We start from the raw sequence: 13,543 nt of genomic DNA on the forward strand, positions 1-13,543 counted from the left end.
TGTGAGTCCTTAGATTGGGGTCAACATGATCGAGAACCCGATTGGAGATTGGACGATGATCAACGCACAGCAAGCCGCATTGGCGGAACAATCCTTCGCCCTGACCCGCCCGGTTCACGTCGGACGTGCCCATCTCGTCGTCAAGGATCTCGACACGGTGAGCGCCTATTACCAGCGCGTGTTGGGCCTTGCCGTCCTTGAGCGCAGCGAAAGCGGTATCGTGCTCGGCGCCGGCGGCCAGCCGCTGCTGACGCTGTCGACCCGCGGTGACGTGGCGGCCGCACCCCGCACCGCTGCCGGTCTGTTCCACACCGCCTTCCTCCTGCCAAACCGCCAGGAACTCGCCGACTGGTTCGCCCATGCCGCCCATCTCGGCGTCCGCTTCGATGGCGCCAGCGACCATCTGGTCAGCGAGGCGATCTATCTGTCTGATCCGGAAGGCAATGGCATCGAGGTCTACCGCGATCGCCAGCCTTCGGAATGGACCTATCGCGGCGATGGCACGGTCGAGATGGCCACCGATCATCTCGATTTGCAGGCGCTTTATGACGAAGCTGCCAAGACCGGCTGGGCCGGCCCCCCGGACACAACGGCGCTGGGCCATATCCATCTGCAGGTGGGCAATGTCGCTGAGGCAGACCGTTTCTATGAGGGCGTGCTCGGCCTGAAGAAGATGGCGAGTTACCCGGGTGCCAGTTTCTTTGCCAGCGGGGCCTATCATCACCACGTCGCCGCCAATATCTGGAACAGCCGCAATGCCGGCCAGCGCACCGGCGGGATGACAGGCCTTCAGGACTATGCGCTTGCCTTCACCGACCGTGATGCCTTGGCCAAGGTCCTGACCGTGCTCGACGGCCTTGAAATCAAGGCTGACAAGACGGCAGAGGGCTATCGTCTTCTCGATCCATGGGGAATCGGCATCACCCTTGTCGCGCCGGATGCCTGAGCGGCTTTCCGACGCGATCGGCGGATCGACAAGGTCGCCAAAATCCCTTGGAACGGAAATTGTTCCCGAACGTTGAGAGGCGTCGAAACCGGGGAACAATCCATGTCGCACTTCGCTTTGCCGCCCGCCTCTCAGTCGGAGGGATGCCGGTGAACCTCCAGGTGCATCATCAGGAGACGCCGACCCGCAAGGTGCGTTTCCAGAAAACGGGCCTCGACTACTCTGTGTCCTGGTCCGTCATCGGCCTCTTCGCCATCTTCGCGCTGATCGCACTGCATCTCGCGTCGTTCGTGCTGATCCCACTGACGATGGCCATTGTCGTCGGCCTGATCCTCGGCATCGCGGCAGATCGAATGGGCGGGCTCGGAATCCCGCCAACGCTGACGGCAGTGATCCTGTCCGGCCTGTTCCTGATCATCCTTCTCTTCCTGATTGGCGTCATCTGGACACCGGTCAATATGCTCGTCGAAAACGGTCCCGGCATGATCGAGCGGGCAATCGCCTATCTCGCGGAGATCCCGTGGCTGGAGCGTCCGATGGCGGCTTTGTCGCGCGGACAGGACAATATGCAGGCCATGCTGGAGAACTCAGGGACGATCCTGTCGACGCTTGCCGCCGGTGTCACACCTGCCCTGGTTCAGGTTTTCATTTTCATCTCGGCCCTGCTGCTGTTCCTGTCCAGCCGGCTGAAGCTGCGCCGCGCGCTCATCCGGGCCTTTTCCGACAGGGAGAAGCGGCTGAAGGCGATCCGCATGTTGAACGAGGTCGAGGAAGCGCTCGGCTATTATTTTGCAACGGCGGTCGTGGTCTACGGATTATTCGGCGTCATCGCCGCCCTCGTTGCCTGGATCGGTGGCCTTGGCAGTCCGCTCCTCTGGGGCGTCGCTGCCTTCCTGATGAGCTTCATTCCCTTTCTCGGCATTGCACTTGTGACTGGCGCCATGGCGATTGCCGGGCTTCTGGTTCACGACGGCATCCTGCTTGGCCTGCTCCCAGCCATCGTCTTTTTCGTCTTCGACGGTGTTTTCGAAAACCTGATGATTCCAGCTCTGATGGGCAAGCGGCTGGAGTTGAACTCCTTCATGCTCTTCGTCGCCATCGTCTTCTGGACCTGGCTCTGGGGTGCCGTCGGCGCCATGCTCGCCGTGCCGCTGACGCTAATCTGCATGACCCTCTATGCCGGCATCATTCCCTCATCCAAGGTGACGCCCAATCTGCCGGGATGATGCGCCTTCCGTCATCTCGGCGTCATCCCGACGTCGTATCCGGCCTTTATCGCTCGCGCTACAGAGTAAAGAGGCCAGACAGAATGCACGAGGACATTTCCCATTTGCGGCTCGGCATCATCGCCGACCCGCAGTATGATGATCGCGATCCCGATCCGGCGCAGGGGCGCTACTTTCGCCAGTCGCTGGCCAAGCTCGAAGAGGCGGTCGCGCATTTCAACATGCAGTCTCTCGATGCGGTCGTCGTTCTGGGCGATCTCATCGATCGCGGCTTCGAGAACCTGGCGCCGGTCCTCGCAAGGCTGGACGCGCTGAAAGCACCGCGCATCCTCCTGCCGGGCAATCATGATTTCATGGTTCGGCCGGATCTTTTGATGGGGGTCTACGACGCCCTCGATATGCCCGCACCCTACCACCACCGCCGTATCAAGGGATTGCGGCTGATCGTGATCGACGGCAACGAGATCTCGGTTTTTGCGCCCCCAGTCGGTGATGCCAGGCGTGGCCAAGCCGAACGGCGTCTGAGCGAGATGCAGGCATCCGGTGCCGCCAATGCGCAGGCCTGGAATGCCGGCATGAGCATCGAGCAGAAAGACTGGCTGCGCCGCCAGCTCGACGAGGCGGACAAGGCTGGAGAGCCAGTCATCATTCTCGGCCACTATCCGCTTCATCCCTTTACCGACCATTGCCTGTGGGACGCCGAAGAGATCGCAGCACTGCTTGCGTCCTCGCCGGCAGCGCTTGCCTATCTCTGCGGTCACGATCACCGGGGCAACTGCGCCGAGCGTGGGGGAGTGCATTTCATCAATGCCTGCGGCATGGTCGACACGGAGAGCGACAACGCTTTTGCCGTACTCACGGTCTATTCCGATCGCATCGAGATCGTCGGCCACGGCCGCGAGCCAAGCCGAAGTCTGTCGCTTTCGCCCGAAAAACGACGACGCACTGCCGGTTTACTGACAGTTTCCTGACAGGTTTTCGTCCGAAATTTCCGTTAGATATCCGAAAGTTGGCGGCGCCCCCGGTTTTCACTCCTTTGTGACTTCATTCATCTGCGGGGACACTGCAAACATGACTGCGTCAATATGCGCCGGCATGTCCGGCTGAGCCCCGGGAGAAGACCAGATGAAGTTGAAAACCGTTCTGTCCGCTGCTGCGGCGATCTGTCTTGGCGTGTCTGCAGCAATCGCTGCAGGCGAGCCCCAGGTCGTGCGTCAGGAAGAAATGAAGAAGGTCGGTGGCGCCATGGGTGCGATCGGCGCGATTGCCAAGGGCGAAAAGCCGTATGACGCCGAAGCCATCAAGGCGGCACTGACCACCATGGCGGACGTTGGCAAGACCTTCCCGGATCACTTCCCCGCCGGGACCGAGACCGGAATGGATTCGGAAGCGGCCCCTGCGATCTGGCAGAACATGGAGGACTTCAAGGCGAAGTCTGCCAAGCTCGCCGAGGTTGCCGAAGCACAGCTCGCCGCCATGCCCGCCGATCAGGCCGCCGTTGGGGCAACCATGAAGGCTGTTGGCGCCACGTGTGGCGACTGTCACCAGACTTACCGCCTGAAGAAGTGAGCCTCGGGCGGGCCTCCACAACCAGATCTGTTTTGGCAAGGCCCGCTCTATTCGGGTTCGCTCGCGAACCCCTGCCTGCATGACGGAGGGCCGGATGGCATCGACTTTTTTCAAGGGGATCGCCGGCCTGGCCGTCCTGGGTGGTATCGGCTTTGCCGCATACATGGTGGTGACGGCCCCCCATCGACAGGACCCTGCAGTCTGGACCGGTCTCGGCGAACCGGATCTCGCCCATGGACGTGAGGTTTTCTTTGCCGGTGGCTGCACCAGTTGCCATGCGCCTGCGGGCGCCACCGGCGATGCGCGCCTTGTGCTGTCAGGTGGTGCGCCGTTGAAAAGCGATTTCGGTACCTTCCATGCCCCCAATATCTCAAGCGATCCGGAGAAAGGCATTGGCGCCTGGACGCTTGCCGAATTCGGCGATGCGATGACCCGGGGCGTTGGGCGTAACGGCGAACATCTCTATCCGTCTTTCCCCTATGGCTCCTATGCGCGCATGACGCCGGCCGACATCAACGACCTCTACGGGTTCATGAAGACCTTGCCCGGAAGCGATGTTGAAGCGCCCGCGCATGAACTGGGTTTCCCCTTCAATCAGCGCCTCGCTCTCGGCGGCTGGAAGTTCCTCTTTTTCAATGCGGCACCCCGTGTCGAACTCGCCGATGCCTCCGACATGGTCAAGCGTGGTCAGTATCTCGTCGAAGGCCCCGGCCATTGCGGCGAATGCCATACACCGCGTAATGCGCTCGGTGGATTCCAGAGCGGCAAATGGCTGGCCGGCGGTCCCAATCCGGAAGGCGAAGGCATGATTCCGAACATCACGCCGGCCTCAAAGAGCATGGGCTCCTGGAGCGAGGGCGATATCGTCACCTATCTCGAAACGGGCTTCACGCCGGACTATGACAGTGTCGGCGGCTCGATGGTCGAGGTGCAGAAGAATATGGCGGAGCTGAAGGCGTCAGACCGGGAGGCGATTGCCGCCTATCTGAAGGCGATCCCATCTGTCGAGTGAACGGGTCAGATAGTTTCAGCCATCCAGCATCGCGCAAGCCTGCACCGGCATGGTGCAGCCTCTCAACGATGGTGGAGGAGCCATGAGCATCGAACGTCGGCGGATGGAGAATGCACTCCAGTCGCTGCTCGACAATTACCCGGACCCGGCCCTGCATCGCTGGGTGGTGGAAACCGTAAGGGCATTCGAAAAACGCCTGTCCGCCATTGTCGATCCCCGAGAGCGCGACCATGCCCAGCAGGCAGCGCTCATCCTGATCAAGACGACCCTGCAGAAATGGTCGGAAAACCCGCCCGTTCGGCATTGAGGCGAAAGCCTCAGGCCGGGCTGCGATGCTCGGCGGAAAATGCCGACAGTTCGGCCTCGGCCTCCGGCCCATAGAGGCCAAGCGCCTTCAGCACTTCAATGGCAAACGTATCCGGTGCCGCACCCGCTGCCGTGACGATCAAGCCGTCACGCACCGCCGCCGCTTGATCGCGATAGTGTGCTGTTCCGCGATAGCGCGGATATTTCTGGTGGGACGCCAGCGAATTGCCGGTATGGGCTACGCTATCAAGGATACCGGTCTGGGCAAGCGCGCTTGCGGCCGCGCAGATGCCGGCCACGACCTTGCCCTTGTCTCGGAACGCCGTGGCAAGGGCTGTGAAGTCATATGTCGTACCCCGTTCCCAGGCGTAACCACCGGGGATCACCAGCGCATCGAAACGATCGGCGTCGATGGCTGCAAAGCCGATATCGGGCGTCACCTTGAGGCCACCCATCGAGGTGACAGGACGGCCATCGGGCGTTGCCGTCAGCACCTCGCAGTCAAGGTAATAGCGGGCAACCGCCATCTGGAGCGCGGGCTCCCAGTCGGCATAGTCGTCCTGCAGGGCAATCGCGAGACGTGGCATCGGTCTTCTCCTCGGCAAAAGGGGAATGCGGGGCTCAGGCGATGGCCTGCAGGTAACGCATGCCGGTGACGGGGCGCGGCACGAAATCCATGTTCTCGTAGAACCGGTGGGCGGCGACATTGCCGGTGGCCGCTGAAACGGAGAGGAAGTCGCAGCCCGAGGCGCGGGCAATCTGGCGGGCGCGATCGACGAGATGCTGGCCGATGCCATTGCCGCGCTGGCCGTCACGCACGAAGAGATGGTGCAGGTCCATGCCGCGCTTGCCTTCCTGCGCCCTGTAGAGCGGCACGAGAATGGCGTAGCCGATCAGGCCTTCGCCGGCATCGGCGACAAGCGCCTGAATCCATGGTGCCGGGCCGAACAGGTCGCGCTCGAGGGTTTCTGCCGTCATCGCAGAGGCATCGCCCTGATGCAGCGCAAGGGCTGCGATCATCTGGTTGAGCTCGGGCAGGTCGCGCGGCTTGGCGTGGCGAATGGCCACGACAGGCGGGCGGGGCAGGGTGAGGTCGGTATCTTCGGTCATGTGCTTTCCCTTGGTTTCATCTGCGCCGTCAGGGGAAAGTCGTCCGGAAAACAACAAGGCCGCCTGACGGCGGCCTGTTGACAATGAGATCTTGTCAGGCCGCCGGTTACCGGTAGGCCCAAAAATACGTGCAGGAAATGGTTGCGCGTGCGTCGATCATGGCGCGTTTGATGCCCCGAATTCGAGCTATTGTCAACGGCCTCCCGACACACGCATGCAATTCGTCCTGCGCATACTATAGAGCGGCCGTCGCCAGGAGACAGGGATGAACGCAATCTGGCGCTCACTGAGAAGGACGAAAAGCTAATCGAGCAGCAATGCCCTGAGGATTATCGGCTATCGCCGGACCCTCGGCATTGCCTCTGTCGTCAATGCTGACAGTGTTTTGGTCTATGGGTCCACTATGCGGGATGTAATGTCGATTTTAAGCAGCTGGTGATCAGGCGCCGCATCGAGACCTGGCGGCGGCTCTTGACCCTCCTCAATGCTCCCCCTCGCATAACCCGTGATCGGCCAGCGACTGGATGACATAACATTGACCCACCGTATGGTGGTTGCACTGCGTAACAATTCGGGCCAATTCGTCTTCCAGCTTGCGCAGCTTGGCGATCTTTTCCCTGACCTCGTCGAGCTGGACCTTCGCAATCGTGTCCGCCCGTGCGCAAGGCTCTTCCGGATGGCGGCTGAGTGTCAGCAGCTCCCGGATCGCCTCAATCGGGAAGCCCAGGTCGCGGGCATGGCGAATAAAAGTCAACCGGTCGAGATCGGTCTTCTCATAGCGCCGCTGGTTGCCCTCGGTACGATCCGGGGCGGCAATCAGGCCCATCTGTTCATAGTAACGGATGGTGGGCACCTTCACGCCCGCCCGTCGGGACAAGTCACCGATCGAAAACATCAAAAAACCTCTTGAACCTCTAGTCACTAGAGATCCTAGGGTCGAGTCGTGACCACATCAAGACGTGAAGGAAAAACGAGATGAGTGCCTCCTGCGGCCATAGCCACGCCCCGTTTGACGGGATGTCCGAAACCTACAAGCGTCGCCTCTGGCTGGTGATCGCCATCAATGCCGGCATGTTTGCAGTCGAGATGACGGCCGGCCAGCTTGCCCGTTCCCAGGCGTTGCAGGCTGACGCGCTCGATTTCTTCGCCGATGCCGTCACCTATGGCATTTCGCTGGCCGTGATCGGGGCTTCGCTCAAGACCCGCAGTCTCGCTGCGGGCGCCAAGGGCATCAGCCTGTTTGTCATGGGGCTCTGGGTTTTCGGCTCGACGATCTGGCGGGTGTTTTATGGCGGGGTGCCGGAAGCGCCTGTCATGGGTGTGATCGGTTTCCTGGCGCTGGCTGCCAACCTCGCCAGCGTCTTCCTTCTGATGAACTACAAGGACGGTGATGCCAATGTTCGCTCCGTCTGGCTCTGCTCGCGCAATGACGCAGTCGGCAATGTTATCGTCATGATCGCCGCAGTCGGCGTCTGGGGCACAGCGACCGCGTGGCCGGATCTCATCGTCGCCGCGATCATGGCAGGCCTCTTCCTCAGTTCCTCTGTGCAGATCCTGTCCCAGAGCTTCGCCGAATGGCGTGCAGGCGCGCCGGCAACGCTGTCGGCAAGTTGCTGCGGCGGCCACGGCAATCCGGCAGCGACTGGAAAGGTCGCCGCGCATGGCCATGATCACGGGCATGCGGATCACGCCCATCATTGAGGCTTGTGGGGAAAAAAAGAAGGCCGGCGCGGCATCATGCCGGCCGGCCTTGCACCGCATCGAACGAGGTCAGAACTCCCCGTAGGGAGAGGGAACATCATGTTCCCGATAGGCTGCTTCGACCATCTGGATGCGGGACATTTCGGAAAAGTCTTTCGACGCGGCGGAAACGGCCGTCGGCGAGGTGCCTTTGGTGCGCGAACCCTCGACCGTCCACAGCGCCGCCGACAACTGCGTCGACAAAAGCGTGCTGGAGAAGGTGCTGGGGTTCATCAAACGACCGGAGTTGTTCGCTGTTGCCTCTGGCGCAGCCTCTTCCAGCGACACGGTGCTGGGCACGTGACGGCTCTGGTAGGAATTGCTGCTGAGGCCGGACTCGATCCTCATGGCGTGAACCTCGGTTGAAAAGTTAACCATTTGTTAACCATTCAACCTTGCGCGAAGCTTGTGCCTTGCATCGCAACATCGATTTTGAGGCTTGTGGAAAGATCCGCAAATGAATACGGCGCCCGAATCACGGGCGCCGCAGAAAGGCGATCAGTCTTTGCAACCGTCAATTTGTACCAGTGAAACCTGATAGGTCGATCAGTTGCCGCCCGCCACCTTGATCGCATAGGCATATTCAAACGCGATCTCCTCCAGCCGCTGGAAGCGTCCCGACTTGCCGCCATGCCCGGCGGCCATGTTGGTCTTGAGCAGGAAGGGGCCAGCCTCCGGTGCCGTGGCGCGCAGCTTGGCGATCCACTTGGTCGGCTCCCAATAGGTCACGCGCGGGTCGGTGAGACCTGAGAGCGCGATAATCGGCGGGTAGGGCTTCTTCTCGATGTTGTCGTAGGGGCTATAGGCGGCGATCCAGCGATATTCCTCTTCCGACTCGATCGGATTACCCCATTCCGGCCATTCCGGCGGGGTGAGCGGCAGGGTGTCGTCGAGCATGGTGTTGAGCACATCGACAAAGGGCACGGCGGCGATGATGCCGGTGAATTTTTCCGGAGCCATGTTCGCGACCGCCCCCATCAACATACCGCCGGCAGATCCGCCTTCGGCAATGATCCGGTCGTAGGATGTGAACCTCTCCTTCACCAGATGATCGGCGGCCGAGATGAAGTCCTTGAAGGTATTGACCTTCTTTTCCATCTTGCCGTCTTCATACCAGGAAAAGCCCTTGTCCTTGCCACCGCGGATATGGGCGATCGCATAGACAAAGCCGCGATCGGCCAGCGACAGGCAATTGGTGTTGAAGCCGGCTGGAATGGTGATGCCATAGGCACCGTAGCCGTAGAGCAGGCAGGGCGCGGAGCCGTCGAGCTTCGTATCCTTGCGATAGAGCAGGGTGACCGGCACCTTCTCGCCGTCATGCGCCTCGGCAAACACGCGGCGGGTGACGTAATCCTCCGGCTTGTGGCCTGATGGCACTTCCTGGGTCTTCAGAAGCGTGCGCTCGCGCGTCGCCATGTTGTAGTCAAAGAGCTGGGACGGCGTTGTCATCGACGAATAGGAGAAGCGAATGACGTCGGTCTCGTATTCCGCAGCCCCCTGCAGCCCGAGCGAATAGGCTTCCTCGGCAAAGGCGATTGAATGCTCTTCGCCGGACTTGCGGTCGCGGATCATGATGACCGGCAGGCCCTCGCGGCGCTCCAGCCAGACGAGATGGCGGGCAAAGGCCATGTGGTTCAGGATCAGCCGGCCCGGCTCGTGCGGCACCACTTCTTTCCAGTTCGCCTTGCCTGGTGCGGTGACAGGCGCCTCGACGATCTTGAAGTCTTTTGCGCCGTTGGCATTGGTCAGGATGTAGAAGACATCGCCGCCTTCCGTCATCGAATATTCGACGCCTTCCTCACGCTCGGCCACCAACTGCGGCTCAGCCAGAAGATCCTTGGTCGAGAGGATACGGTATTCCGAGGTCTCGTGGTCGTGGATGTCGATATAGATCACGTCGTCGAGCAGCGAGCCGCCAACGCCCATAAAGAAGCCGGGATCCTTTTCCTCATAGACCAGCCGGTCGGAGGATTGCGGCTGACCGACGATATGGTGGAAGACCTTTGATGGACGGTGGTTCTCGTCCTGCAGCGTGTAGAAGAAGCTCTTCCCGTCAGGCGCCCAAACCCCGCCGCCGGCGGTGTTTTCGAGCACATCGTCGAGATCCTGTTTGGTGGCGAGATCGCGAATGCGCAGCGTGTAGTATTCCGAACCCTTGTCGTCGTAACCCCAGATGCCGAAGGCATGGTCGGTCGTGTGGTCGATACCCGCAAGGCGGAAATAGTCCTTGCCCGCAGCTTCCTTGTCGCCGTCGAGCAGCAGTTCGCGGATCGACTCGTCCTGCGGATTTCCGTCGCGCGGGATGCGGAAATAGCGCGGCTGTTCGCCGCCGGTGACGAAGGCCGAGCCGTATGCAAACGGACCATCCTTCATCGGGATGGAGGAATCGTCCTCCTTGATCCGTCCCTTCATCTCGGCAAAGAGCTGGGCCTGCAGCTCTTTCGTGTCAGCCATCGCCGCGTCCATATAGGCGTTTTCAGCCTCCAGGTAGGTGCGGATCTCCGGGTCGAGGATGGAGGTGTCCTTGAACATCTGCTGCCAGTTGTCGGCCCGCAGCCAAGCATAGTCGTCCGTTCTGGTGATCCCGTGGCGGGTGTCGGATACGGGCTTCTTGGCAACAGCGGGCGGTGTGGGCAGGTTTTTGAAAACGGACAAGGTTTTACCTCTTCTTCAGCGGAAGACAGGTTGCCTGCTTCCCGGCTTTGAGAAATAAAGCCGCGCCCCGGCGAGTTCAAGCTTGCGGGGCCAAGACGGTGAATCGTGGACTGGATAGAGGATACGACGACATGGTGGTTAAGACGAAAACCAACCGTGGTGGAATGGGTCTGTCCGCAATTGTGACCGCATCCACCTTGCTTGCTGTCGTTCTGGGAGTTTCGGCGCATGCGGCAAGCGCGGCGGCCTCCGGCGTCCGGCATGAACCGCGCCTTCTGGAACCCAAGCTGACACTTGAAGCGTCGTTAGATCATGTTCCGACAGTCGCCCTCACATTCGACGCCTGTATGGGCAAGGTGGATGAACGAATCCTCAGCCTCCTGATCGATCACCACATCCCCTCGACCGTCTTCGTCACCGCCCGCTGGATCAAGCGCAATCCCGATGCCTTGGCGCTCATGTTGGCCAATGCCGAGCTCTTCGAGATCGAGGATCATGGGGAAAACCATGTGCCGGCCATCGATCGGCCGATGACGGTTTTCGGTATTGCCGCCGCCGGCTCCTCTGAGGCCGTTGCGGCAGAGGTCGAGGGTGGCGCGGCGGCCATCCTGGCTGCGGGTGCGGAACATCCCCTCTGGTTCCGCGGAGCGACTGCCAAATACACTGAGAGTGCCGTCACCCAGATCGAAGGTCTTGGTTACCGGATCGCAGGATATTCCATCAATGGCGATGGGGGCTCTCTGCTCGGTGCCAGGGCGGTCGAACGGCAATATGCCAGGGCAAAGGACGGTGACGTCATCATTTCCTATATCAATCAGCCCAGCCACCAGGCAGGCGAGGGTGTCGTCAAAGGCATTATGGAGCTTGAGAGCCGGGGCTTCCGCTTCGTCCGCTTGAAGGACCGGGCGGAAGACCCGACTGCCAGAAGTTTCTGAGCCGACGCTGCCGAAGGTTCAGCCGTCCGTCCCCGCCGTCGATTTCGCCCAGTCCATGTAGAGTTCCAGCGCCTTGCGGGTCACCGGTCCTTCCTGGAACTGCGCATCATCGAGACGCGTCACGGGCACGACCTTGGAATAATTGCCGGTCTGGAAGACTTCGTCGGCATTCATGAACTCTTCAACCGAAAGCGTCGCCTCGCGCACGTCGAAGCCTGCCCCTTTGAGCAGACCCATGATGCGGGCGCGGGTGATCCCGGCAAGGAAGGTGCGGTTGGCGGCGGGCGTGTAGACCACGCCGTCCTTGACCATGAAGACGTTGGAGGATGCCGTCTCGACCACATTGCCATTCATGTCGCGCACCAGCGCATTGTCGAAACCGCGCGACCGTGCCTCGATGATCATCCGGCCGGAATTGGGGTAGAGGCTGCCGGTCTTGGCATCGGTCATCGCGCATTCCGGCGTCGGGCGACGGAAGGGCGAGAGTGTCAGCGACGAAGGCTTGGCGGTATGCATCGGTGCCTCGAACAGGCAGAGCGCAAACCGGGTCGATTCCGCATCGGCAGCAACGACCGAGCCCATCTGGCCATGTTCAGCCCAGTACATCGGCTTGATGTAGATGGCCGACTTGCCGTCGAACTTGGCGATGCCTTCCCAGGCCAGCCGCTCGATCTCTTCGGCCGCCATCGTCGCCTTCAGGCCCATATTGACGGCGGAGCGGTTGACGCGCTGGCAATGCAGATCGAGATCCGGTGCAATGCCGTCGAACCAGCGTGCGCCGTCAAACACGGTCGAGCCCAGCCACATGGCGTGCGAGGTCGGACCGATCAGCGGCGGATTGCCGGTAAACCAGTCTCCCTCGACATAGGTGAATGTGGTGCTGCGGGGGGACGTGTCGACGGCCATGAGGATCTCCTGTTCTTGTTGCCTTGCAGCAAATGCCGCTCGGCGAGCAAGGTCAAGGCAAAACCGGCGGAAAACCAGCGCTTGTATCCGGTCGCGCAAGAATCAGCCCATTTACTCTGTAAATCAGCAACTTGGCTGATGGATCAATCACCGATGTTGATGATGCATCCAGCATGCGCCGGGCGGGTCACGACGTGGTTAAAGTTCCCGTAACGAATTCAGGCAATATTGAGGCATCGCGCCGTCTCCTGCCGGTGCCCAAGTATCGCGTTATCGGGGGGTTATCATGCGCAAGTGCCCATCAATCCATGTGCTGACAATTGCATTGGCGCTTGCAGCAACGCCCGCTGTCGCCGAAGGCTTATTCTCCGGCAATTGGTATCTGACACTTGGCGGCTCCGGCATATCCGCGCCAACCTTCGAGGGCTCGAAGGATCGCAAGTTTTTCTTCTCACCGATCATCTCGGTCGGCCGTGGCGGCGCACCGCGCTTTTCTTCGCGTAATGACAATCCCTCCTTTGCCATCTACGATACCGATGTCCTGCGCGCCGGTGTCGTCGGCAAGTTCGTGCCCGGTCGTGATGCCGATACCGATGATGCGCTTCGTGGCCTCTCCGAGGTCAAGTGGGGTGGTGAAGTCGGTGCCTTTGCCGATCTCTACATGACAGACTACCTGCGCGCCCGTGCCGAAATCCGCCAGGGCTTCCGTGCGCATGACGGCCTTGTTGCCGATGTCGCGCTTGATGCCTTTACCGATATGGCGCCGGATCTTCGCGTCTCCGCTGGCCCGCGGATGAGCTATGCCACCAGCGGCTATACCGAGGCCTATTATGGCGTGAACGCCACGGAGTCCGCAGCGTCCGGCCTTTCGCAATATGATCCGGAGGGCGGAATCACCTCCTATGGTGCGGGCGGTGCGATCACCTGGGATGCCACAGACAAACTGCAGGTCAGCGCCTTTACCGAATACAAGCGGCTTGCCGGCCCTGTCGCCGATTCCAGCCTGGTTCAGGAACGTGGCAGCAAGAACCAGCTGATGTTCGGTCTGTCGGCCAGCTACAAGTTCGGCGTCAGCTTCGACTGACCATCTGTCGCAGCCGAAATTCATCTTGCTGACGGGGCGAACGGTTTTCTTCCG

At 60.9% G+C, this 13,543-nt stretch carries 15 protein-coding genes; 9 read left to right on the forward strand and 6 right to left on the reverse strand.

What is annotated here, in order from left to right; genetic code table 11:
* Nucleotides 1–55 precede the first annotated feature (55 nt).
* From IP76_RS02140 to IP76_RS02165, 6 genes are all read left to right on the forward strand, one after another.
* A complete protein-coding gene (locus IP76_RS02140; protein ID WP_082352388.1) occupies nucleotides 56–946 on the forward strand; it encodes a VOC family protein in 891 nt (296 codons plus the stop codon).
* Nucleotides 947–1,095: 149 nt separating this feature from the next.
* Entirely contained in the window at nucleotides 1,096–2,172 is a 1,077-nt protein-coding gene (locus IP76_RS02145; protein ID WP_054156790.1) for an AI-2E family transporter, read from the forward strand.
* Nucleotides 2,173–2,255: 83 nt separating this feature from the next.
* Entirely contained in the window at nucleotides 2,256–3,143 is an 888-nt protein-coding gene (locus IP76_RS02150) for a metallophosphoesterase (RefSeq protein WP_054156545.1), read from the forward strand.
* 154 nt (nucleotides 3,144–3,297) lie between these two features.
* Nucleotides 3,298–3,741, forward strand: a complete 444-nt coding sequence (locus IP76_RS02155; protein WP_054156546.1) for a cytochrome c — start codon at nucleotides 3,298–3,300, stop codon at nucleotides 3,739–3,741.
* Nucleotides 3,742–3,835: 94 nt separating this feature from the next.
* Complete coding sequence (locus IP76_RS02160; protein WP_054156547.1) at nucleotides 3,836–4,753, forward strand: cytochrome c; 918 nt, start codon at nucleotides 3,836–3,838, stop codon at nucleotides 4,751–4,753.
* An 82-nt stretch (nucleotides 4,754–4,835) separates the two neighbouring features.
* Nucleotides 4,836–5,060, forward strand: a complete 225-nt coding sequence (locus tag IP76_RS02165) for a hypothetical protein (protein WP_054156548.1) — start codon at nucleotides 4,836–4,838, stop codon at nucleotides 5,058–5,060.
* A gap of 10 nt (nucleotides 5,061–5,070) precedes the next feature.
* Here IP76_RS02165 and IP76_RS02170 read toward each other — a convergent pair whose 3' ends face one another.
* From IP76_RS02170 to IP76_RS02180, 3 genes are all read right to left on the reverse strand, one after another.
* The gene (locus IP76_RS02170) at nucleotides 5,071–5,646 is read right to left on the reverse strand and encodes a DJ-1/PfpI family protein (RefSeq protein WP_054156549.1); all 576 of its coding nucleotides are present in this window, start codon (nucleotides 5,644–5,646) and stop codon (nucleotides 5,071–5,073) included.
* Between the two features lie 34 nt (nucleotides 5,647–5,680).
* Nucleotides 5,681–6,169: a GNAT family N-acetyltransferase gene (locus tag IP76_RS02175; RefSeq protein ID WP_054156550.1), complete on the reverse strand. Its 489-nt coding sequence runs from the start codon at nucleotides 6,167–6,169 to the stop codon at nucleotides 5,681–5,683.
* Between the two features lie 481 nt (nucleotides 6,170–6,650).
* Complete coding sequence (locus tag IP76_RS02180) at nucleotides 6,651–7,064, reverse strand: helix-turn-helix domain-containing protein (RefSeq protein ID WP_054156551.1); 414 nt, start codon at nucleotides 7,062–7,064, stop codon at nucleotides 6,651–6,653.
* An 80-nt stretch (nucleotides 7,065–7,144) separates the two neighbouring features.
* On the opposite strand from IP76_RS02180, the gene IP76_RS02185 reads away from it, so the two are divergent.
* Nucleotides 7,145–7,870 (forward strand): cation transporter, encoded by a 726-nt coding sequence (locus IP76_RS02185; protein ID WP_054156552.1) that lies wholly within the window; start codon nucleotides 7,145–7,147, stop codon nucleotides 7,868–7,870.
* A gap of 69 nt (nucleotides 7,871–7,939) precedes the next feature.
* Here the strand turns inward: IP76_RS02185 and IP76_RS02190 are convergent, their stop codons facing one another.
* A complete protein-coding gene (locus tag IP76_RS02190) occupies nucleotides 7,940–8,257 on the reverse strand; it encodes a hypothetical protein (protein ID WP_054156553.1) in 318 nt (105 codons plus the stop codon).
* Between the two features lie 198 nt (nucleotides 8,258–8,455).
* Nucleotides 8,456–10,564: a S9 family peptidase gene (locus IP76_RS02195; protein ID WP_054156554.1), complete on the reverse strand. Its 2,109-nt coding sequence runs from the start codon at nucleotides 10,562–10,564 to the stop codon at nucleotides 8,456–8,458.
* Nucleotides 10,565–10,695: 131 nt separating this feature from the next.
* On the opposite strand from IP76_RS02195, the gene IP76_RS02200 reads away from it, so the two are divergent.
* On the forward strand, nucleotides 10,696–11,499 hold the full coding sequence (locus IP76_RS02200) for a polysaccharide deacetylase family protein (RefSeq protein ID WP_245281363.1): 804 nt from the start codon (nucleotides 10,696–10,698) through the stop codon (nucleotides 11,497–11,499).
* 18 nt (nucleotides 11,500–11,517) lie between these two features.
* Here the strand turns inward: IP76_RS02200 and IP76_RS02205 are convergent, their stop codons facing one another.
* A complete protein-coding gene (locus tag IP76_RS02205) occupies nucleotides 11,518–12,405 on the reverse strand; it encodes a branched-chain amino acid aminotransferase (RefSeq protein WP_054156555.1) in 888 nt (295 codons plus the stop codon).
* Nucleotides 12,406–12,691: 286 nt separating this feature from the next.
* Between IP76_RS02205 and IP76_RS02210 the strand changes: the two genes are divergently transcribed.
* Complete coding sequence (locus tag IP76_RS02210) at nucleotides 12,692–13,489, forward strand: MipA/OmpV family protein (protein WP_054156556.1); 798 nt, start codon at nucleotides 12,692–12,694, stop codon at nucleotides 13,487–13,489.
* Nucleotides 13,490–13,543 lie beyond the last annotated feature (54 nt).

It is taken from the genome of Rhizobium sp. AAP43 (assembly GCF_001296045.1).
Lineage (GTDB): Bacteria > Pseudomonadota > Alphaproteobacteria > Rhizobiales > Rhizobiaceae > Allorhizobium.